We start from the raw sequence: 20,129 nt of genomic DNA on the forward strand, positions 1-20,129 counted from the left end.
ACGAGCAGATGACAAAAAAACTTCTTATTAAAACCTGGGGCTGCCAGATGAATGAATATGATTCATCAAAAATGGCGGACCTGTTAAACAGCACGCATGGCTACACCCTGACAGAGGTTGCTGAAGAGGCCGATGTCCTGCTGCTCAATACCTGTTCTATTCGTGAAAAGGCGCAGGAAAAAGTGTTCCATCAGCTTGGGCGCTGGAAACTGCTGAAAGAGAAAAATCCTGACCTGGTGATCGGCGTCGGTGGCTGCGTGGCGTCACAGGAAGGCGATCTGATTCGCCAGCGTGCGCCCTGTGTCGACATCGTGTTTGGCCCGCAGACGCTGCACCGCCTGCCTGAAATGATCAACACAGTGAAAGGCACCAAAAGCCCGGTCGTTGATATCAGCTTCCCGGAAATTGAGAAGTTTGACCGTCTGCCAGAGCCGCGCGCCGATGGCCCGTCGGCTTTTGTGTCGATCATGGAAGGCTGCAACAAATACTGTACCTTCTGCGTGGTGCCGTACACGCGTGGCGAAGAGGTCAGCCGTCCAAGCGACGACATTCTGTTTGAAATCGCTCAGCTGGCGTCTCAGGGCGTCCGTGAGGTCAACCTGCTTGGCCAGAACGTGAATGCCTATCGTGGCGAAACGTTCGACGGCGACATCTGCTCGTTCGCCGATCTGCTGCGTCTGGTTGCCGCGATTGATGGCATTGACCGCATTCGTTTCACCACCAGCCACCCGATTGAATTCACCGACGACATTATTGATGTCTATCGTGATACGCCAGAGCTGGTGAGCTTCCTGCATCTGCCGGTGCAAAGTGGTTCGGACCGCATTCTGACGTTGATGAAGCGCTCCCATACTGCGCTGGAGTACAAGTCCACCATCCGTAAGCTGCTGGCTGCGCGCCCGGCGATGCAGATGAGTTCGGACTTTATTATCGGCTTCCCTGGTGAAACCCAGCAGGACTTCGAGCAAACCATGAAGCTGATTGGCGAAATCAACTTCGATACCAGCTTCAGCTTTATCTACTCTGCCCGTCCAGGCACCCCGGCTGCCGATTTGCCGGACGACGTCAGTGATGAAGAGAAAAAAGAGCGCCTGTGGCTGCTGCAGCAGCGCATTAACCAGCAGGTGATGAACTGGAGCCGCAGTAAGTTGGGCACCGTTCAGCGTATCCTGGTGGAAAGACTGTCGCGCAGAAACGTGATGGAGCTGGCCGGACGCACCGAATGTAACCGTGTGGTGAACTTCGAAGGAACGCCAGAGATGATTGGTAAGTTCGTCGATGTTGAAATCGTCGAGGTTCATACCAACTCAATGCGCGGCGTGGTGGTGCTGAAAGAAGAACAGATGACCCTGCGTTCGGTTGAGACCCCGTCAGCCGTGATTGCCCGCACACGCAAAGAAAATGAGCTTGGCGTCGGGACTTTCCAGCCTTGAACCCGCGAATAATTGCGGCGGGCCTCGCAGGTTCGCCGCAACAAATCATCGGCTTACCCTTGCTTTCCGCAAGCGGAGCCCAAATATCTCCTTCAGTGCTTGCGCCTTTCGGTTGCGCCATAAATACTTTCGTTATGGCCCGGCACCCGAAGGCGTTGATAGCCTCTGATTATTCTCCTCAACTGGCCCTGAGCGACCCAAAGGATTAGTTTGAATATTGAAACACGCGAAATTACGTTAGAGCCAACAGACAACACCCGCCTGCTGAGCCTGTGTGGTCCCTTTGATGACAACATCAAACAGCTTGAGCGCCGTCTGGGGATTGAGATCAACCGCCGTGACAACGCCTTTAAGCTGGTGGGTAAAGCGCTGATTGTTGACGCCGCGGCGCGGATCCTGCGCGACCTGTATGTGGACACCGCGCCGGTGCGTGGCCATATCCCGGATATCGACCCTGAGCAAATTCACCTGGCGATTAAAGAGAGCCGCGTGCTGGAGCAAAGTGCCGAGAGCATTCCGGAGTTCGGCAAGTCGGTCAATATCAAGACCAAGCGTGGCGTGATCAAGCCCCGCACGCAAAACCAGGCGCAATATGTCGCCAACGTGCTCGACCACGATATCACCTTCGGCATCGGCCCGGCGGGAACAGGGAAAACCTATCTGGCCGTGGCGGCAGCGGTCGATGCGCTGGAGCGCCAGGAAGTGCGCCGCATCATGCTGACGCGTCCGGCAGTGGAAGCGGGCGAAAAGCTCGGATTCCTGCCGGGCGATTTAAGCCAGAAGGTCGATCCCTATCTGCGCCCGCTTTATGATGCACTGTTTGAAATGCTGGGCTTCGAGCGCGTCGAGAAACTGATCGAACGTAACGTGATTGAGGTCGCCCCGCTGGCCTATATGCGTGGTCGTACCCTGAACGATGCTTTTATCATTCTCGATGAGAGCCAGAACACCACCATCGAACAGATGAAGATGTTCCTGACCCGTATTGGCTTCAACTCCAAAGCGGTGATTACCGGCGACGTCACGCAAATTGACCTGCCGCGTAACCTTAAGTCTGGCCTGCGTCATGCGATTGAAGTGCTTTCCGGTGTAGAAGAGATCAGCTTTAACTTCTTCCACAGTGAAGATGTGGTCCGTCACCCGGTGGTGGCGAGAGTGGTTGTTGCTTATGAAGCCTGGGAAGCCGCCGATCAAAAACGGCGTGATGCGCAGGCAGAAGAGCGCAAACGTGACGCGCTGGCCCTGCAACAGGCTGCGCAGGAGCAGAAATGAGCACCGTAATTCTCGATTTACAACTTGCCTGCGAAAAACCCGCCGGCTTACCGGCAGAATCTGATTTTCGTCGCTGGCTGGAAGCGGTTTTGCCGCAGTTCCAGGAAGAGAGCGAAGTCACGGTGCGCGTGGTGGATGAAGCTGAAAGCCATGAGCTGAATCACACCTATCGCGGCAAAGATAAACCGACCAATGTGCTCTCTTTTCCGTTCGAAGCCCCGCCGGGGATTGAGCTTCCGCTGCTGGGCGACCTGATTATTTGTCGCCAGGTGGTGGAGAAAGAAGCGGCCGAGCAGGAGAAGCCGGTACTGGCACACTGGGCCCATATGGTGGTGCATGGCAGTCTGCATTTACTGGGCTATGACCATATTGAAGACGACGAAGCTGACGAGATGGAATCGATCGAGACCGAGATAATGCTTGCTCTTGGTTATGACGATCCGTACATTTCGGAGAAAGAGTTACCCTAAGCAGGCCGCTGGCCTGATATGTCCCTGGCCTGTGCAACCGGCAGGCAGGGATACCCCAACACATGACAAGAGTGACCAAACCAAAACGCCATGAGCGATGACCATTCACAGAACAACGACAGTCCCAGTACCAAAAAGGGATTTTTCACCCTTATCCTCAATCAGCTGTTCCACGGTGAGCCAAAAAACCGCGACGAACTGCTGGAGCTGATCCGCGATTCCGAACAGAACGATCTGATCGATCCGGACACGCGCGACATGCTTGAAGGCGTGATGGATATTGCCGAGCAGCGCGTGCGCGACATCATGATCCCCCGCTCGCAGATGGTAACCCTGAAGCGCAATCAGTCACTGGAAGAGTGCCTGGACGTGATCATTGAATCCGCCCATTCCCGTTACCCGGTGATCAGCGAAGACAAAGATCATGTTGAAGGCATTCTGATGGCTAAAGATTTGCTGCCGTTTATGAGCAGCGGATCGTCCCCGTTCAGCGTCGAAAAAGTGCTGCGTCAGGCGGTCGTGGTGCCTGAGAGCAAGCGCGTTGACCGCATGCTGAAAGAGTTCCGTTCCCAACGCTACCATATGGCGATTGTGATCGATGAATTCGGCGGCGTCTCAGGACTGGTCACCATTGAGGATATTCTGGAGCTGATCGTTGGCGAAATCGAAGATGAGTATGACGATGAAGAAGATCGTGATATCCGCCAGCTGAGTCGTCATACCTACACCATTCGTGCGCTCACGCCGATTGAAGACTTCAATGACGTGTTTGAAACCAGCTTCAGCGATGAAGAGGTCGACACTATCGGCGGTCTGGTGATGCAGGCCTTTGGTCATTTGCCTGCCCGCGGGGAGAGCATTGAGATCGATGGCTATCAGTTCAAGGTCGCTATGGCCGACAGCCGCCGCATCATTCAGGTCCACGTCAGAATTCCGGAAAACGCGCCGCAACCGATACTGGAAGAATAATTTTCTTATGGCTATTGCCTCACTGTACCAGCGCCAGCGGGTTCGCCTGCTTTTAGCGCTGATAACGGGTGCCCTTGGCACCCTGTCGTTCTCACCTTATGATTTTTGGCCTGCTGCACTGCTGTCATTGGCCGGTTTGCTGGCGCTGACCCTCAACCGCTCTACCCGTCAGGCGACGGCGATTGGTTTTGTCTGGGGCATGGGGCTGTTTGGTAGCGGCATAAACTGGGTCTATGTCAGTATCGCCACCTTTGGTGGCATGCCGGGGCCGGTCAACGTGTTCCTGGTGGTGCTGCTGGCGGCGTATCTGTCGCTGTTCACCCTACTGTTTGCCGCCCTGCTTAACCGCTTATTCCCAAAAACCTCGCTGGTTCGGCTGGTGGTTGCTGCGCCGGTTTTATGGCAGATCACCGAGTTCCTGCGCGGGTGGATCCTGACCGGTTTCCCATGGCTACAGTTTGGTTACAGCCAGATTGATGGACCGCTGAAAGGTCTGGGACCGCTATTTGGTGTTGAAGGCATTACCTTCGCGTTGATGGTTATCTCCGGGCTGGCGGTGTTTGCGGCGGTAAAACGTCACTGGGTCGCCGGTGTTATCGCGCTGGCGCTGCTGGTGCTTCCATGGCCGCTGCGTCAGATTAGCTGGTATCAGCCCATGCCCGAGCGTGAAGTGAATATTGCGCTGGTTCAGGGCAACATTCCGCAGTCGATGAAGTGGGATCCGAATCAGCTGATCAACTCGCTGAAAACCTATACCTCACTCAGTCGGCCTTACGTCGGCAAAGCGCCGATTATTATCTGGCCTGAATCCGCTATTCCCGATCTGGAATCTAACCAGCAGCCGTTCCTGAAATCTCTGGATGAAGAACTGCGGGCACACGGCAGTAGCCTGATCACCGGGATTGTGGATTCGCGTCTGGAACAGAATCGTTACCACGATTACAACTCGATTATTGTGCTCGGCGGCGATGAGCCTTACGACTACTTCAGCCCGAATCGTTACCAGAAAAACCATCTGGTGCCATTTGGCGAGTTTGTTCCAATGGAAGCGCTGCTGCGTCCTCTGGCACCATTATTCGATTTACCGATGTCCTCCTTCAGCCGTGGCGCCTATATTCAGCCTCAGTTAAAGGTGGCCGGCTACAATCTGACCGCGGCTATCTGTTATGAGATAGTGTTGGGTCAGCAGGTCAGGGATAATTTCCGACCGGATACTGACTTCCTGCTGACCATCTCCAACGATGCGTGGTTCGGCCACTCTATCGGCCCATGGCAGCATTTCCAGATGGCGCGGATGCGTGCCCTGGAATTGGGCAGGCCACTGCTGCGTGACACCAACAACGGCGTCACGGCGGTGATCAATGCTGATGGCGATGCCGAAGAGATGATCCCGCAATTCCAGGCGACGGTGCTTTCCACCAAGATCACGCCGACTCAGGGCCTGACGCCCTATGCGCGTTTTGGTAACTGGCCTGTGTGGATCATCACCCTGCTGTTCGCAGTGGGCGCGGTGATTACCGGCTTCAGACGTCGCGGTTAAGCGTCAAAGCACGACACTAAAACGCTGAACCTTTGGGTTCGGCGTTTTTTTTTGCCCTTCTCCTGCTCCTGCATCTACAAGCAGATCCTGCTGCTAACTGTTTCACAAAAAACATTTTGGCACGACGATTGCAAAACATTACCAGCGAACTCGCTGATTAGTCTGCATAAAGCCTTGCATAAGCGTTTCCGCACCATTGTGGCTCAATCATTGCCCCAGGGCGGAGCATTGTTTTTAACAATGCCTTTATTTGGTGCGGCACGCTTCGCAAAAAAGAAACTTTCTTGTTTCATCGTTTTAACATTCGGCTATGTTATGACTATTCAGGGGGCGATTACGTCCTGGGATAAAAAGAAAAGCAGCAGTTAATAAACATAACATCACAATCGGCGCAATTTTATGACGCCATTAAACGAAGGAGTTGGAGATGAAATTACGGAAATTAGGCTTGTGCCTGGCACTGGCTGGCCTTGCATCCGGTATCGCCCATGCAGAAGATGCATCACAATCTCCCACGTTAGACAAAATCGCTAAAAATGGCGTCATTGTCGTGGGACACCGTGAGTCTTCTGTTCCTTTCTCTTACTACGATAATCAGCAAAAAGTGGTCGGCTACTCGCAGGATTATTCCAACGCCATCGTGGCCGCGATCAAAGCCAAACTGAACAAACCCGATCTACAGGTGAAAATGCTGCCGGTCACCTCACAGAACCGTATTCCACTGTTGCAAAACGGCACCTACGATTTTGAGTGTGGTTCAACCACCAACAACCTTGAGCGCCAGAAACAGGCCGCTTTCTCGGACACTATCTTTGTTATCGGCACCCGTTTGCTGGTGAAGAAAGGCAGCCCGATTAAAGACTTCCCGGATCTGAAAGGCAAAACGGTTGTCGTCACTTCAGGTACCACTTCCGAAATTCTGCTGAACAAGCTGAATGATGAGAAGAAAATGGACATGCGCATCATCAGCGCCAAAGACCATGGCGACTCCTTCCGTACGCTGGAAAGTGGTCGTGCCGTTGCCTTTATGATGGATGATGCCCTGCTAGCTGGCGAACGTGCTAAAGCTAAAAAACCTGATAACTGGGTGATCGTGGGTACGCCGCAGTCGAAAGAAGCTTACGGCTGTATGCTGCGTAAAGACGACGCCGGCTTCAAACAGCTGATGGATGACACCATTGCGAAAGCGCAGACCTCAGGTGAAGCGTCGAAGTGGTTTGATAAGTGGTTCAGCAACCCGATCCCACCAAAAAACCTCAACATGAACTTCGCCCTGTCTGACGACATGAAAGCGACATTCAAAACGCCAAATGACAAGGCACTGAACTAATAATGAAAATAAGGGTGACCGCTGGTTGCCCTATGATTGTTGAAAACAGGCTCGGACAGACAACAGCCTGAATCATCCGGAACACACATCCGGATAGTCAGGCAAAGGTACGAAGTGGTCGTTCCCCATAACGTGCAAATGAGCCTCTCATCAATCTTCAGGGTAGCTTCGCTACCCTTTTTTTCTTCCGGAGTTATTTATGTCAATCGATTGGAACTGGGGTATTTTCCTGCAACAGGCCCCCTTCGGTAATACCACCTATCTGGGGTGGCTGTGGTCCGGCTTTCAGGTCACCATTGCTGTGTCAGTCTGCGCGTGGATTATCGCCCTTTTGGTCGGTTCGCTGTTTGGTATTCTGCGCACCGTGCCCAACCGTCTGCTCTCCACTCTCGGCACCTGTTACGTTGAGCTATTCCGTAATATCCCGCTGATAGTGCAATTCTTTATCTGGTATCTGGTGATCCCTGAACTGCTGCCTGAAAGCATTAGCACCTGGTTCAAATCCGAGCTGGATCCCAATATTCAGTTCTTTACTTGCTCGGTGCTGTGCCTAGGCCTGTTTACCGCCGCCCGCGTGTGCGAACAGGTTCGCGCGGCGATCCAGTCGCTGCCATCAGGCCAGAAGAATGCCGGTCTGGCGATGGGCCTGACGCTGCCACAAACCTACCGCTATGTGCTGTTACCCAACGCCTATCGCGTAATTGTGCCGCCAATGACCTCAGAGATGCTGAACCTGGTAAAGAACTCCGCCATCGCCTCGACCATTGGTCTGGTCGATATGGCCGCACAAGCAGGCAAGCTGCTGGATTACTCGGCTCATGCCTATGAATCCTTTACCGCGATTACGCTGGCCTACGTTGGCATCAATATTGTGATTATGCTGCTGATGAGCCTGGTCGAACGTAAGGTTCGCCTGCCTGGCGGCATGGGAGGCAAATAATGTACGAATTTGACTGGAGCACCATTGTTCCCAACCTGCCGTATCTGATGAACGGCATGGTGATCACCCTCAAAATTACCGTGACGGCCATCATTTTTGGCATCGTCTGGGGAACGCTGCTGGCGGTGATGCGTCTGTCGAGCTTCAAGCCTGTCAGCTGGTTTGCCCGCCTTTACGTCAACCTGTTCCGCTCGGTGCCGTTGGTGATGGTGCTGTTGTGGTTCTATCTGGTGGTGCCCAGCTTCCTGCAGAACGTGCTTGGCCTGTCGCCGAAAACCGATATCCGCCTGATCTCGGCGATGGTTGCCTTCTCGCTGTTCGAAGCCGCTTACTACTCTGAAATCATTCGTGCCGGTATTGTCAGTATCGCCCGAGGCCAGGGAAGCGCCGCGCTGGCGCTGGGGATGACGCGCTGGCAGTCGATGCAGCTGATTATCCTGCCTCAGGCGTTTCGCGCTATGGTGCCGCTGCTGCTGACTCAGGGCATCGTGCTGTTCCAGGATACCTCTCTGGTTTACGTGCTCAGCCTTGCCGACTTCTTCAGGACGGCCGACACCATCGGCATCAACAACGGCACCGAAATTGAAATGGTGCTGTTTGCCGGTGCGGTCTACTTCGTTATCAGCCTTAGCGCTTCGCTGTTGGTCAGCTATTTAAAGAAAAAAAGGACGGTTTAAATGATTACCCTGAAAAATGTTTCTAAGTGGTATGGTCACTTTCAGGTACTGACCGACTGCTCAACCGAAGTGAAAAAAGGCGAAGTGGTGGTGGTGTGCGGCCCGTCGGGTTCCGGTAAATCCACGCTGATCAAAACGGTCAATGGCTTAGAGCCGATTCAGGAAGGTAAGATTGAAGTCAACGGCACCGCCGTCAACGACAAAAAGACCAATCTGGCGCAGCTGCGTTCCAAAGTCGGCATGGTCTTCCAGCATTTTGAGCTGTTCCCGCATCTGACCATCGTTGAGAACCTGACGCTGGCGCAGGTAAAAGTGCTGAAGCGTAACAAAGAGGAAGCCCGTCAGAAGGGGCTGAAACTGTTGGAGCGCGTGGGCCTGTCAGCCCATGCTAACAAGCACCCAGGGCAGCTTTCCGGTGGTCAGCAGCAGCGTGTGGCTATCGCCCGAGCGCTGTGCATGGATCCGATCGCCATGCTGTTCGATGAGCCCACCTCCGCACTAGATCCCGAGATGATCAATGAAGTGCTGGATGTCATGGTGGAACTGGCGAATGAAGGGATGACCATGATGGTGGTGACCCACGAAATGGGCTTCGCCCGTAAGGTGGCAAACCGGGTGATCTTTATGGATGAGGGGAAAATCGTGGAGGATTCGCCGAAAGACGACTTCTTTAACAATCCGCAGTCCGATCGTGCGAAAGACTTCCTCGCCAAAATCCTGCATTAATCAGCATAGCGGGGCGGAAAATTCCGCCCCGCTTTCTACGGTTCAAACGGTTGTCGCTGGAACTGATCGTTACCGCATTCAGGACAGCGTGTCAGCGTTTCAGGGGTGTAAATCGCCCGGGTAAACTGACATTTCTCACAAACTAAATTCCCCAGTCCCACCACCTCACCGCTTTGATAAACGCCATGATGATTCAGGTCCTGAAAAACTTCGCGCCACTCTAACTGACTTTTATCGGTGATATCGGCCAGCTCTTTCCACACGCTTTCGCGAATAATGCGCATAAATACGCTATCCCCTGCATCATCCTGATTCTCGGTATAGCTGCGGGCAAACTCTTCTAAATCCCTGCGCACCGCTCGGGTGACATCCTCGATCTGGCTGCGGGTCAATTCGCCGCGATTGTTCATCCGTTGTCGGGCACTCTCCACCAGAGCATCAATATCATGCTCTCCCCGGTTGATCCTTTCGGTCAGAGAAGAGACCAGTTCCCGATAGTACTGAGCAACCTTGTTCATATTTTCTCCTAAACGTTCCAATACGTTATGAAGTAATTCTAGCGTCGATCAAAAAAATGCACCCAACCCGCTGTCAAAAATGCCTGCTCTCTTCCAGCTTGTAGAGAAATGCCGTTTGTCAGGGCGGTTACTGTTGTTGCTCCGGGGGCGGATCAGCTATGCTATGCGGATCTGAACGAACTCATAAAGTTTACAAAGGACCACTGGCTGCCATGCAAGAGCAATACCGCCCGGAAGAGATAGAATCCCACGTCCAACAGCACTGGGATGAGAAGCAAACGTTCAAAGTGACCGAAGAGGAAGGTAAAGAGAAGTACTACTGCCTCTCCATGCTGCCCTATCCTTCTGGCCGCCTACATATGGGCCACGTTCGTAACTACACCATCGGTGATGTGATCTCCCGCTACCAGCGTATGCTGGGCAAAAACGTCCTGCAGCCGATCGGCTGGGATGCATTTGGCCTGCCTGCAGAAGGCGCAGCGGTAAAAAACAACACCGCGCCGGCGCCATGGACCTACGACAACATTGCCTACATGAAGAACCAGCTGAAATTGCTGGGCTTCGGCTATGACTGGAACCGTGAACTGGCCACCTGTCAGCCTGAGTACTATCGCTGGGAACAGTGGTTCTTCACCAAGCTGTACGAAAAAGGCCTGGTCTATAAGAAAACCTCGGCAGTTAACTGGTGCCCGACCGACCAGACCGTGCTGGCTAACGAACAGGTTATTGACGGTTGCTGCTGGCGCTGCGATACCAAAGTTGAACGCAAAGAGATCCCACAGTGGTTTGTTAAAATCACCGATTACGCTGATGAACTGTTAAATGACCTGGACACGCTGGAAAGCTGGCCTGAGCAGGTTAAAACCATGCAGCGTAACTGGATCGGCCGTTCTGAAGGGGTGGAAATCACCTTTGACGTGGCAGAAAGCACCGAAAAACTGAGCGTTTATACCACCCGTCCAGACACCTTTATGGGTGTGACCTATCTGGCCGTGGCTGCGGGCCATCCGCTGGCTGCGCAGGCTGCCGCGTCGAATCCTGCGCTGGCCGACTTTATTGCCGAATGCCGTAATACCAAGGTTGCCGAAGCTGAAATGGCGACCATGGAGAAAAAAGGCATGGCCACCGGCAAGTTTGCCGTGCACCCACTGTCTGGCGAGAAAGTGCCGGTCTGGGTCGCCAATTTTGTGCTGATGGAATACGGCACCGGTGCGGTGATGGCCGTTCCTGGCCACGACCAGCGTGACTGGGAGTTCGCCACCAAGTACAACCTCACTATCAAGCCAGTGATCCTTAATGCTGACGGAAGCGAGCCGGATCTGACCGACGCGGCCATGACCGATAAAGGGACGCTGTTTAACTCAGGCGAGTTTGACGGTCTGTCGTACGAAGCAGGCTTTAACGCCATTGCTGAGAAGCTGGCGGCCAAAGGCGTTGGCGAGCGTAAAGTTAACTACCGTCTGCGCGACTGGGGTGTTTCACGCCAGCGTTACTGGGGCGCACCAATTCCAATGGTGACCCTGGAAGACGGCACCGTGATGCCGACGCCAGAAGATCAGCTGCCGGTTATCCTGCCGGAAGACGTGGTAATGGACGGGATCACCAGCCCAATCAAGGCCGATCCTGAGTGGGCAAAAACCACCGTCAACGGTCAGCCTGCGCTGCGCGAAACCGACACCTTTGACACCTTTATGGAGTCTTCCTGGTATTACGCGCGCTATACCTGCCCGGACTATGACAAAGGCATGCTGGACCCGGCTGCAGCTAACTATTGGCTGCCGGTCGATCAGTATGTCGGCGGTATCGAACACGCCATCATGCACCTGCTCTACTTCCGCTTCTTCCATAAGTTGCTGCGTGATGCTGGCCTGGTGACCTCCAATGAGCCGGCCAAACGCCTGCTTTGCCAGGGCATGGTTCTGGCTGATGCCTTCTACTATCTTGGCGCCAGCGGTGAGCGTAACTGGGTTTCCCCGGTTGATGTCACCCTTGAGCGTGATGAGAAAGGCCGCGTCACCAAAGCCACCGATGCAACCGGCCGCGAGCTGGTTTACGCCGGTATGAGCAAAATGTCGAAGTCGAAAAACAACGGCATTGACCCACAGGTGATGGTTGAGCGCTACGGTGCCGATACCGTGCGTCTGTTTATGATGTTCGCTTCGCCGGCAGAAATGACTCTCGAATGGCAGGAATCCGGTGTGGAAGGTGCTAACCGCTTCCTGAAACGCGTCTGGCGACTGGCCTTCGAACACAGCGAAAAAGGACCGACCGTTGCACTGGATATCGCCAGCCTCAACGACGATCAGAAATCGCTGCGCCGCGAGCTGCATAAAACCATCGCCAAAGTGTCCGATGACATCGGCCGTCGTCAGACCTTCAACACCGCCATTGCGGCGATTATGGAGCTGATGAACAAGCTGGCCCGTGCCCCACAGGAAAGCGAGCAGGACCGTGCACTGATGCAGGAAGCGCTGCAATCCGTGGTGCGTCTGCTGTATCCGTTTACCCCGCATGCCTGCTTCTCATTGTGGCAGGCGCTGGGTGGCGAAGGCGACGTCGACAACGCGCCATGGCCGCAGGCAGATGAAGAGGCGATGGTGGAAGATTCTCTGCTGGTGGTCGTGCAGGTTAATGGTAAAGTGCGTGGCAAAATTACCGTTCCGGCTGATGCCACTGCGGAACAGGTTAAGGCTCGTGCGTTGCAGGAGCATCTGGTTGCCAAGTACGTCGATGGCACCACCATTCGTAAAGAGATTTACGTACCGGGCAAATTGCTTAACCTGGTCGTGGGTTGATGTCAGGAGGAATTGTGCGACATCCGATTTTATCTGTGATGCTGGGTCTTGCGGTGTTAATCACCGCAGGTTGTGGCTTTCATCTTCGCGGGACCACTTCGGTCCCGAAAGAAATGAAAACGATGATCCTGGACACCTCCGATCCTTATGGTCCGCTGACGCGTACCGTACGTGAAGAGCTGCGCCTGAATAACGTGACGGTGCTGGATGACAGCAACACCACGGCGATGAGCAAAGGGACGCTGCATAAAACCGTGCCTTCCCTGCGTCTGATGGGTGAGGTTCAGGGTCGTGACACAGCCTCCATCTTCCAGGACGGTAAAACGGCCGAGTACTCGATGTACATGACCGTTAATGCGCAGGTGCTGGTGCCAAATAAAGGCATCTATCCCATCAGCGCGACCGTGTATCGTTCATTCTTTGATAACCCGCTGGCGGCACTGGCGAAGGACTCCGAGCAGAACATTATCATGAGTGAAATGCGTACCCAGGCGGCTCAACAGCTGGTGCGTAAATTACTGACGGTACATGCGGCAGAGGACGATCCTTCCATCAATACGCTGGACAGCACGCCTGAAGCCATCGATCAGACCAATCCTGCATCCGGCCTGACAGACAGCTCTCTGGCAAGATGATCAGGATTTACCCTGAGCAACTCAGCGCGCAGCTCCACGAGGGGCTGCGCGCTTGTTACATTCTGGCCGGTAACGAACCGCTTCTGTTGCAGGAATCTCAGGATGCGGTGCGGGCTGCTGCGCAAAAGCAGGAATTCACCGAGCACTTCAGCGTGGTCATTGATGCCCATACTGACTGGGATGCAATCTTCTCTACCTGCCAGGCTCTAAGCCTGTTTGCCAGCCGGCAAACGCTGCTGCTAACGCTACCTGAAAATGGTCCCAACGCGGCGATGGCGGAACAGCTTGTTACCCTCTCCTCACTGCTCCATGCCGATATTCTGCTGATATTGCGGGCGTCGAAACTGACTAAAGCGCAGGAAAACAGTGCCTGGTTTAAAGCGCTGAGCGCCAATGCGGTGATCGTGCCCTGCCAGACACCCGAGCAGGCGCAGTTGCCTCGCTGGGTAATTGCCCGTGCGAAAAGCCTCAAGCTGAGCGTGGACGATGCGGCTGTTCAGCTGCTTTGCTACTGTTATGAAGGGAATCTGCTGGCGCTGGCCCAGGCGCTGGAACGGCTGTCGCTGCTCTGGCCAGACGGAAAGCTGACGCTGCCAAGAGTGGAGCAGGCCGTTAACGATGCGGCGCACTTTACGCCGTTCCACTGGGTGGATGCTTTGTTGGCTGGGAAAAGTAAACGTGCCCAGCATATTTTGCGCCAGATGCAGGCGGAAGAGAGCGAGCCGGTGATCTTATTGCGCACCGTGCAAAGAGAGCTGATGATGCTGCTGACCTTACAGCGCCAGATGGTGAAAACACCGATCAGAACGCTGTTTGATCAGCACCGCGTCTGGCAAAACCGCCGTCCACTGTTCAGCGAAGCGCTGCAACGTCTTTCTGCACGGCAGCTGAGTCAGGCGATCCATCTGCTGACGCGCATTGAGCTGACGCTGAAGCAGGATTATGGTCAGTCGGTCTGGTCCGATCTTGAAACGCTGTCGTTGCTGATTTGTCAGCGCGGTTTCCCTGAGCATTTCTGCGATGTCTGAATCTCACACGCTGGAAGCGCTGTTCGGCGGCACCTTTGATCCGATCCATTTTGGCCATCTGAAGCCAGTTGAGGTTTTAGCCGCGCAGGTCGGGCTGAAAAAGGTGACGTTATTGCCGAATAACGTGCCGCCTCATCGCCCACAGCCTGAAGCCAGCCCGTCACAGCGGGTGGAAATGGTGAGGCTGGCGATTGCCGACCTGCCGTTGTTCGACCTGGATCTGCGTGAAATGCAGCGCGACACGCCCTCTTTCACCCTCGAGACGCTTACGGAGCTTCGTGCAGAACGGGGCGACGACCAGCCGCTGGCGTTTATCATTGGCCAGGATTCTTTGCTAACCTTACACAAGTGGCATCGCTGGGAAGAACTGCTTAGCCTGTGCCATTTACTGGTCTGTAAACGTCCGGGTTATGACAGCACGATGGAAACCCCGGCGTTACAGCGCTGGCTGGAACAGCATCAAACCCGCCAGGCAGAAATATTGCATCAGCATCCCTGCGGCAGGATTTTTCTGGCAGACACGCCGCTGGTGTCCATCTCTGCGACTGAAATACGCGATCGATTGCACAGCGGGCAATCGTGTGACGATCTGATCCCTCCGGCAGTTTCGGCCTACATCCTTGCTGCAGGTTTATATCGCAAGCCCTGAGCACGTGGTATACTTCGCCGCTAAATTTTCTGGAGCAATCCGGAAACATCTTTTTTCGGTTAGCCACGCCACAGGCGCAGGACAACCGCTCCGACTCAAAACCCAAGGGGAACCTTTTGCAAGGTAAAGCACTCCAAGACTTCGTCATTGATAAATTAGACGATTTAAAAGGCCAGGACATTGTTGCTGTAGATGTCCAGGGCAAATCAAGTATCACCGATTGCATGATTATCTGCACCGGCACCTCAACGCGTCATGTGGCGTCGATTGCTGACCACGTGGTTCAGGAATCTCGTGCTGCTGGCGTGGAAACCTTTGCTGTTGCAGGTAAAGCTGCCGCTGACTGGGTTGTTGTCGATCTGGGTGAAGTGATTGTTCACGTCATGCAGGAAGAGAGCCGCCAGCTTTACGAACTCGAAAAGCTCTGGAACTAAGCTGTGAAGCTGCAGTTGGTTGCCGTCGGCACTAAAATGCCGGATTGGGTGCAAACCGGGTTTCTGGAGTATTTGCGTCGTTTTCCTAAAGATATGCCGCTGGAACTGACTGAAGTTCAGGCTGGCAAGCGCGGTAAAAATGCCGACATCAAACGCATTCTTGAAAAAGAGGGCGAAATGATGCTGGCTGCGACTGGCAAAGGGAACCGCATTGTTACCCTGGATATTCCAGGGCAGCCGTGGGAAACGCCCCATTTAGCCACTCAGCTTGAACGTTGGAAGCTGGATGGCCGTGATGTCAGCCTGCTGATTGGTGGACCGGAAGGTCTGTCGCCAGCCTGCAAAGCTGCCGCTGAGCAAAGCTGGTCTCTTTCCGCGCTGACCCTGCCCCATCCGCTGGTACGGGTGCTGGTTGCGGAGAGTTTGTATCGTGCATGGAGCATCACAGCAAATCACCCTTACCATCGGGAATAGGCCATAGGATCAACCGGATACACTGAAACAGCGGATGAAATTACAACGTAACTCTTTTCGTGACTACACTGCCGAACAGTCTCTCTTTGTTCGTCGGGCGCTGATCGCCTTTATCGGCATTATCGTGCTTTCCGGTATCCTGGTGGTCAATCTGTACCACCTGCAAATTATCCGCTACACCGATTACAGTACCCGCTCAAACGAAAACCGCATCAAACTGGTGCCCGTCGCGCCCAGCCGCGGCATTATTTTTGATCGTAACGGCCTGCCCCTTGCGCTCAACCGCACGATTTATCAGATTGAGCTGGTGCCCGAAAAGGTCGATGACCTTGAAAAAACCCTGCTTGCTCTGCGCCCCATTGTCGACTTAAGTGACGAAGACCTTGTCGCCTTTGAAAAAGAGCGTAAGCGCTCACGCCGCTTTACCTCTATCGCGGTTAAAACCGGCCTGAACGATGTGCAGGTCGCCCGCTTCGCCGTTAATCAATATGCTTTCCCCGGCGTGGAAGTGAAAGGCTATCAACGCCGCTACTACCCTTACAACTCTGCGCTGACTCACGTGTTGGGCTATGTGTCCAAAATTAACGATCGTGATGTCGAACGGCTGGATAATGAAGGTAAGTGGCCCAACTATGCCGCCACGCATGATATCGGCAAGCTGGGTATCGAACGTTATTACGAAGAGATGCTGCACGGCAAAACCGGCTACGAAGAAGTCGAAGTCAACAACCGTGGCCGGGTGATCCGTCAGCTTCACGAACAGTCCCCTCAGGCCGGCCAGGATATCTACCTGACCATCGACCTGAAGCTGCAGCAATATATTGAGACGCTGCTGGCGGGCAGCCGTGCCGCAGTGGTGGTGACCGATCCGCGCAACGGTGACATTCTGGCGATGGTGTCGATGCCCAGCTACGATCCCAATCTGTTCGTTGATGGCATCAGCAGCACCGATTACAACATGCTGTTGAATGACCCCAACCGGCCGCTGATTAACCGTGCGACGCAGGGCGCCTATCCGCCGGCATCAACGGTGAAACCCTATATTGCCGTCTCAGCGCTGACCGCTGGCGTGATCAACAAAAACACCAGCCTGTTTGACCCGGGTTGGTGGCAGCTGCCGGGCTCCGAAAAGCGCTTCCGTGACTGGAAGCATTGGGGCCACGGCCGCCTGAACGTCACCAAATCGCTGGAAGAGTCTGCGGATACCTTTTTCTATCAGGTGGCTTACGATATGGGCATCGATCGCCTCGGCGAATGGATGAACAAGTTTGGCTACGGGCACCTGACCGGCATTGACCTGGTGGAAGAAACGCCGGGTAATATGCCAACCCGTGAATGGAAGCAGAAACGCTTTAAAAAGCCGTGGTATCAGGGTGATACCATTCCGGTGGGGATCGGTCAGGGTTACTGGACCGCCACGCCGGTGCAAATGAACAAAGCGATGATGACCCTGATTAACGACGGAATCGTGAAAACACCGCACCTGATGCAGTCCAACGTGGTGAATAATGTGCGGGTGCCTTATCGTCAGCCCGACTCACCCCCGATTGCGGATATTCACTCAGGCTACTGGGAAATCGCCAAAGACGGTATGTACGGTGTTGCAAACCGACCTAACGGCACCGCCAGAAAAAGCTTCTCTGACGCACCTTACAAGATTGCCGCCAAATCCGGTACGGCTCAGGTCTATGGCCTGAAAGCCAACGAAACTTACAATGCGCATAAAATCGCTGAACACCTGCGAGACCACAAGCTGATGACCGCCTTTGCTCCGTATGACAAGCCGCGTGTGGCCGTCACCATGATTCTGGAGAATGGCGGCGCAGGCCCGGCCGTAGGGACTATCATGCGCCAGATTTTGGACCATATTATGCTTGGTGATAACAATACCAACCTGCCGGACGCTGCCCCCGTGCCGCCCGGTTATGAGGGTGAATAGACATGAACGATCGTCACCATAAACGCACCATCTGGACCCGAATTCATGTCGATCCGACATTCTTTATTCTGATTTTTGCCCTGCTGGTTTACAGCGCCTTAGTGATCTGGAGCGCCAGTGGCCAGGATCCAGGCATGATGGAGCGTAAAATCGGCCAGATCGCCATGGGTGTGGTGATCATGCTGGTGATGGCGCAAATCCCGCCGCGGGTTTATGAAGGTTGGGCGCCCTATCTGTATATCATCACGGTGATCCTGCTGGTCGCCGTGGATGCGTTTGGCCATATCAGTAAAGGTGCACAGCGTTGGCTGGATCTGGGCTTTGTGCGCTTCCAGCCCTCAGAGATTGCCAAAATCGCCGTGCCGCTGATGGTGGCGCGCTTTATTAACCGCGATGTCTGTCCGCCGACGCTGAAAAACACCGCCATCGCGCTGGTGCTGATCTTTATGCCCACGCTGCTGGTCGCCGCGCAGCCGGACCTGGGAACCTCAATTCTGATTGCCGCCTCCGGCCTGTTTGTTCTGTTCCTTTCCGGGATGAGCTGGAAACTGATTGCGGTGGCGGTACTGATGGTGGCGGCCTTCGTGCCGGTGCTGTGGTTCTTCCTGATGCATGATTATCAGCGCGACCGCGTTATGATGCTTCTGGATCCGGAGAGCGACCCGCTTGGCGCGGGTTACCACATCATTCAATCCAAGATTGCCATTGGGTCAGGCGGGCTACGCGGCAAAGGCTGGTTGCATGGCACCCAGTCACAGCTGGAATTTTTACCCGAACGCCACACGGACTTTATTTTTGCGGTTCTGGCCGAAGAATTAGGCCTGGTCGGCGTCCTGGTGCTGCTGGTACTCTACATTCTGGTGATTATGCGTGGCCTGATGATGGCGGCGCGGGCGCAAACCACCTTTGGTCGGGTAATGGCCGGTGGCTTAATGCTGATCTTCTTTGTGTATGTTTTCGTTAATATTGGTATGGTTAGCGGCATTCTCCCGGTGGTTGGGGTTCCATTGCCGTTGGTCAGCTATGGCGGTTCGGCGCTGATCGTGCTGATGGCCGGGTTTGGCATTATTATGTCGATTCACACCCACCGAAAACTGTTGTCTAAGAGCGTTTAAGAGGCGTAAACATGCGTAAGGATTGGCTTTGGATTGGTCTGGCTTCAGTATTGCTGGCAGCCTGTGCTACCGATGAACAGCAGCAGGCACCCGCACCACAGCAACCGGCCTACAATGGTCCGGTGGTGGAAATTGGCGGTGCCGAACCCCGTTATGAACCGCAGAACCCAGGCACCAGCCAGGACTACACGGTGAATGGCAAGACTTACAAAATCGTCAAAGATCCGTCTAATTTCAGCGAAACCGGCCTGGCCGCCTGGTATGGCGATGAGGCCGGCAGCAACCGCACCGCAACCGGCGAGCAGTTCGATCCTGATGCGCTTACTGCGGCTCACCCGACGTTACCGCTGCCAAGTTACGTGCGCGTCACTAACCTGGCCAATGGTCGCCAGCTGGTGGTGCGCGTGAACGATCGCGGTCCTTACACGCCAGGCCGGGTTATCGATCTGTCCCGAGCCGCGGGCGATCGCCTGAATATATCGAATAACACCAAAGTGAAAATCGATTACATCAAGGTCGCGCCGGATGGCACGCTCTCGGGTCCTGGCACCATTGGCACCACCGTCGCCAAACAGAGCTATGCCCTGCCCGCCCGTCCTGATATCGCGGGTGGGATGACCACCCTGGGCGGCGGTATGACCACGATGGGTGGCGATGCCGCCGCCAGTGCCGCGTCACAACCGGAGGCCAGTCAGCAGCAGGCGCCGGAGTCGCGTCCAATTGATAACGCCAACGTCAACAGTGATGACAGCCTGGGCGCACCGGTACGCAGCAATGGATTTTTAGGTGCCGCGCAGCCGTTACGTTCTGGCGTGCTGGAAGGCAGTGAGCCGGTCGCCGCGCCGGTTGCTGCGCCAGCCGCTGCCGCCGTCGTCGCAGCACCCGCAGCGGTCGCTGCCAGCCGCCCTGCCGCTTCCGGCACCACCTATGTGGTGCAGGTCGGCGCCGTTGGCGATGCAGCCAAAGCCAAAACCTGGATGAATTCCCTGAGCAAACAGTTTGGTGTGCCGGGCGCGGTTGACAGCCACGGCAATGTTTATCGGGTTCAGCTGGGCCGCTTCACCTCTCGCCAGCAGGCCAGCGCCTTGCAGCAGCGGTTATCGAGCGAAGCGAAGCTCACCTCATTTATTACCGTCGCACCCTAACGAAATGTCATACTGACCGGCATTCAGTGCGGGCTAACAG

At 54.7% G+C, this 20,129-nt stretch carries 20 protein-coding genes; 19 read left to right on the forward strand and 1 reads right to left on the reverse strand.

Annotated features, from left to right (window positions below):
• Window positions 1–8: 8 nt before the first annotated feature.
• The 10 genes from miaB to ACXKZG_RS16150 all read left to right on the forward strand — a co-directional run bounded on the left by miaB (window position 9) and on the right by ACXKZG_RS16150 (window position 9,357).
• Window positions 9–1,433, forward strand: a complete 1,425-nt coding sequence (gene miaB / locus ACXKZG_RS16105) for a tRNA (N6-isopentenyl adenosine(37)-C2)-methylthiotransferase MiaB (protein WP_013201289.1) — start codon at window positions 9–11, stop codon at window positions 1,431–1,433.
• Between the two features lie 210 nt (window positions 1,434–1,643).
• The gene (locus ACXKZG_RS16110) at window positions 1,644–2,705 is read left to right on the forward strand and encodes a PhoH family protein (protein ID WP_013201288.1); all 1,062 of its coding nucleotides are present in this window, start codon (window positions 1,644–1,646) and stop codon (window positions 2,703–2,705) included.
• Entirely contained in the window at window positions 2,702–3,175 is a 474-nt protein-coding gene (gene ybeY / locus ACXKZG_RS16115) for an rRNA maturation RNase YbeY (protein WP_013201287.1), read from the forward strand. Before ACXKZG_RS16110 ends, ybeY begins: the two co-directional genes overlap by 4 nt.
• 90 nt (window positions 3,176–3,265) lie before the next feature.
• Window positions 3,266–4,144: a CNNM family magnesium/cobalt transport protein CorC gene (gene corC / locus ACXKZG_RS16120; RefSeq protein ID WP_013201286.1), complete on the forward strand. Its 879-nt coding sequence runs from the start codon at window positions 3,266–3,268 to the stop codon at window positions 4,142–4,144.
• Window positions 4,145–4,151: 7 nt separating this feature from the next.
• A complete protein-coding gene (lnt, locus tag ACXKZG_RS16125; protein ID WP_013201285.1) occupies window positions 4,152–5,684 on the forward strand; it encodes an apolipoprotein N-acyltransferase in 1,533 nt (510 codons plus the stop codon).
• A gap of 174 nt (window positions 5,685–5,858) precedes the next feature.
• A complete protein-coding gene (locus ACXKZG_RS16130; RefSeq protein WP_488875142.1) occupies window positions 5,859–6,053 on the forward strand; it encodes a hypothetical protein in 195 nt (64 codons plus the stop codon).
• Window positions 6,054–6,111: 58 nt separating this feature from the next.
• Window positions 6,112–7,014 (forward strand): amino acid ABC transporter substrate-binding protein, encoded by a 903-nt coding sequence (locus ACXKZG_RS16135; protein WP_013201284.1) that lies wholly within the window; start codon window positions 6,112–6,114, stop codon window positions 7,012–7,014.
• Window positions 7,015–7,213: 199 nt separating this feature from the next.
• Window positions 7,214–7,954 (forward strand): amino acid ABC transporter permease, encoded by a 741-nt coding sequence (locus tag ACXKZG_RS16140; protein WP_013201283.1) that lies wholly within the window; start codon window positions 7,214–7,216, stop codon window positions 7,952–7,954.
• The gene (gene gltK, locus ACXKZG_RS16145; protein WP_013201282.1) at window positions 7,954–8,631 is read left to right on the forward strand and encodes a glutamate/aspartate ABC transporter permease GltK; all 678 of its coding nucleotides are present in this window, start codon (window positions 7,954–7,956) and stop codon (window positions 8,629–8,631) included. Before ACXKZG_RS16140 ends, gltK begins: the two co-directional genes overlap by 1 nt.
• On the forward strand, window positions 8,632–9,357 hold the full coding sequence (locus ACXKZG_RS16150) for an amino acid ABC transporter ATP-binding protein (protein WP_013201281.1): 726 nt from the start codon (window positions 8,632–8,634) through the stop codon (window positions 9,355–9,357). It begins immediately after the preceding gene.
• 35 nt (window positions 9,358–9,392) lie between these two features.
• Here ACXKZG_RS16150 and ACXKZG_RS16155 read toward each other — a convergent pair whose 3' ends face one another.
• The gene (locus tag ACXKZG_RS16155; RefSeq protein WP_013201280.1) at window positions 9,393–9,875 is read right to left on the reverse strand and encodes a zinc ribbon-containing protein; all 483 of its coding nucleotides are present in this window, start codon (window positions 9,873–9,875) and stop codon (window positions 9,393–9,395) included.
• A 212-nt stretch (window positions 9,876–10,087) separates the two neighbouring features.
• Here ACXKZG_RS16155 and leuS point away from each other — a divergent pair, with 212 nt between their 5' ends.
• The 9 genes from leuS (at window position 10,088) to rlpA (ending at window position 20,089) form a co-directional block, all read left to right on the forward strand.
• Entirely contained in the window at window positions 10,088–12,670 is a 2,583-nt protein-coding gene (gene leuS, locus ACXKZG_RS16160; protein ID WP_105759490.1) for a leucine--tRNA ligase, read from the forward strand.
• Window positions 12,671–12,684: 14 nt separating this feature from the next.
• Window positions 12,685–13,305 (forward strand): LPS assembly lipoprotein LptE, encoded by a 621-nt coding sequence (gene lptE, locus ACXKZG_RS16165; protein ID WP_041691944.1) that lies wholly within the window; start codon window positions 12,685–12,687, stop codon window positions 13,303–13,305.
• On the forward strand, window positions 13,302–14,333 hold the full coding sequence (gene holA, locus ACXKZG_RS16170; RefSeq protein ID WP_013201277.1) for a DNA polymerase III subunit delta: 1,032 nt from the start codon (window positions 13,302–13,304) through the stop codon (window positions 14,331–14,333). The genes lptE and holA overlap by 4 nt, the downstream gene beginning before the upstream one ends.
• Window positions 14,326–14,982 carry a nicotinate-nucleotide adenylyltransferase gene (gene nadD / locus ACXKZG_RS16175; RefSeq protein WP_346565869.1) on the forward strand — a complete coding sequence of 219 codons (657 nt, stop codon included), beginning with the start codon at window positions 14,326–14,328 and terminating at the stop codon, window positions 14,980–14,982. Before holA ends, nadD begins: the two co-directional genes overlap by 8 nt.
• Window positions 14,983–15,098: 116 nt before the next feature.
• The gene (gene rsfS, locus ACXKZG_RS16180; RefSeq protein WP_041691943.1) at window positions 15,099–15,416 is read left to right on the forward strand and encodes a ribosome silencing factor; all 318 of its coding nucleotides are present in this window, start codon (window positions 15,099–15,101) and stop codon (window positions 15,414–15,416) included.
• A 3-nt stretch (window positions 15,417–15,419) separates the two neighbouring features.
• Window positions 15,420–15,890, forward strand: a complete 471-nt coding sequence (rlmH, locus tag ACXKZG_RS16185) for a 23S rRNA (pseudouridine(1915)-N(3))-methyltransferase RlmH (RefSeq protein ID WP_013201274.1) — start codon at window positions 15,420–15,422, stop codon at window positions 15,888–15,890.
• A 34-nt stretch (window positions 15,891–15,924) separates the two neighbouring features.
• A complete protein-coding gene (gene mrdA / locus ACXKZG_RS16190) occupies window positions 15,925–17,829 on the forward strand; it encodes a peptidoglycan DD-transpeptidase MrdA (RefSeq protein ID WP_013201273.1) in 1,905 nt (634 codons plus the stop codon).
• Window positions 17,830–17,831: 2 nt separating this feature from the next.
• Window positions 17,832–18,944 carry a peptidoglycan glycosyltransferase MrdB gene (gene mrdB, locus ACXKZG_RS16195; RefSeq protein WP_013201272.1) on the forward strand — a complete coding sequence of 371 codons (1,113 nt, stop codon included), beginning with the start codon at window positions 17,832–17,834 and terminating at the stop codon, window positions 18,942–18,944.
• 11 nt (window positions 18,945–18,955) lie between these two features.
• On the forward strand, window positions 18,956–20,089 hold the full coding sequence (rlpA, locus tag ACXKZG_RS16200) for an endolytic peptidoglycan transglycosylase RlpA (protein WP_013201271.1): 1,134 nt from the start codon (window positions 18,956–18,958) through the stop codon (window positions 20,087–20,089).
• Window positions 20,090–20,129: the final 40 nt, after the last annotated feature.

The sequence above is a fragment of the Erwinia sp. 2186 genome, assembly GCF_057812255.1.

Excerpts from the sequence above, each read along its gene's own strand:
- ACXKZG_RS16150 (WP_013201281.1), top strand. The coding sequence starts at position 8,632 with ATGATTACCCTGAAAAATGTTTCTAAGTGGTATGGTCACTTTCAGGTA.
- mrdA (WP_013201273.1), top strand. The coding sequence starts at position 15,925 with ATGAAATTACAACGTAACTCTTTTCGTGACTACACTGCCGAACAGTCT.
- ACXKZG_RS16140 (WP_013201283.1), top strand. The coding sequence starts at position 7,214 with ATGTCAATCGATTGGAACTGGGGTATTTTCCTGCAACAGGCCCCCTTC.
- mrdB (WP_013201272.1), top strand. The coding sequence starts at position 17,832 with ATGAACGATCGTCACCATAAACGCACCATCTGGACCCGAATTCATGTC.
- corC (WP_013201286.1), top strand. The coding sequence starts at position 3,266 with ATGAGCGATGACCATTCACAGAACAACGACAGTCCCAGTACCAAAAAG.
- ACXKZG_RS16135 (WP_013201284.1), top strand. The coding sequence starts at position 6,112 with ATGAAATTACGGAAATTAGGCTTGTGCCTGGCACTGGCTGGCCTTGCA.
- lnt (WP_013201285.1), top strand. The coding sequence starts at position 4,152 with ATGGCTATTGCCTCACTGTACCAGCGCCAGCGGGTTCGCCTGCTTTTA.
- leuS (WP_105759490.1), top strand. The coding sequence starts at position 10,088 with ATGCAAGAGCAATACCGCCCGGAAGAGATAGAATCCCACGTCCAACAG.
- ybeY (WP_013201287.1), top strand. The coding sequence starts at position 2,702 with ATGAGCACCGTAATTCTCGATTTACAACTTGCCTGCGAAAAACCCGCC.
- holA (WP_013201277.1), top strand. The coding sequence starts at position 13,302 with ATGATCAGGATTTACCCTGAGCAACTCAGCGCGCAGCTCCACGAGGGG.
- rlpA (WP_013201271.1), top strand. The coding sequence starts at position 18,956 with ATGCGTAAGGATTGGCTTTGGATTGGTCTGGCTTCAGTATTGCTGGCA.
- miaB (WP_013201289.1), top strand. The coding sequence starts at position 9 with ATGACAAAAAAACTTCTTATTAAAACCTGGGGCTGCCAGATGAATGAA.
- gltK (WP_013201282.1), top strand. The coding sequence starts at position 7,954 with ATGTACGAATTTGACTGGAGCACCATTGTTCCCAACCTGCCGTATCTG.
- nadD (WP_346565869.1), top strand. The coding sequence starts at position 14,326 with ATGTCTGAATCTCACACGCTGGAAGCGCTGTTCGGCGGCACCTTTGAT.
- ACXKZG_RS16155 (WP_013201280.1), bottom strand. The coding sequence starts at position 9,875 with ATGAACAAGGTTGCTCAGTACTATCGGGAACTGGTCTCTTCTCTGACC.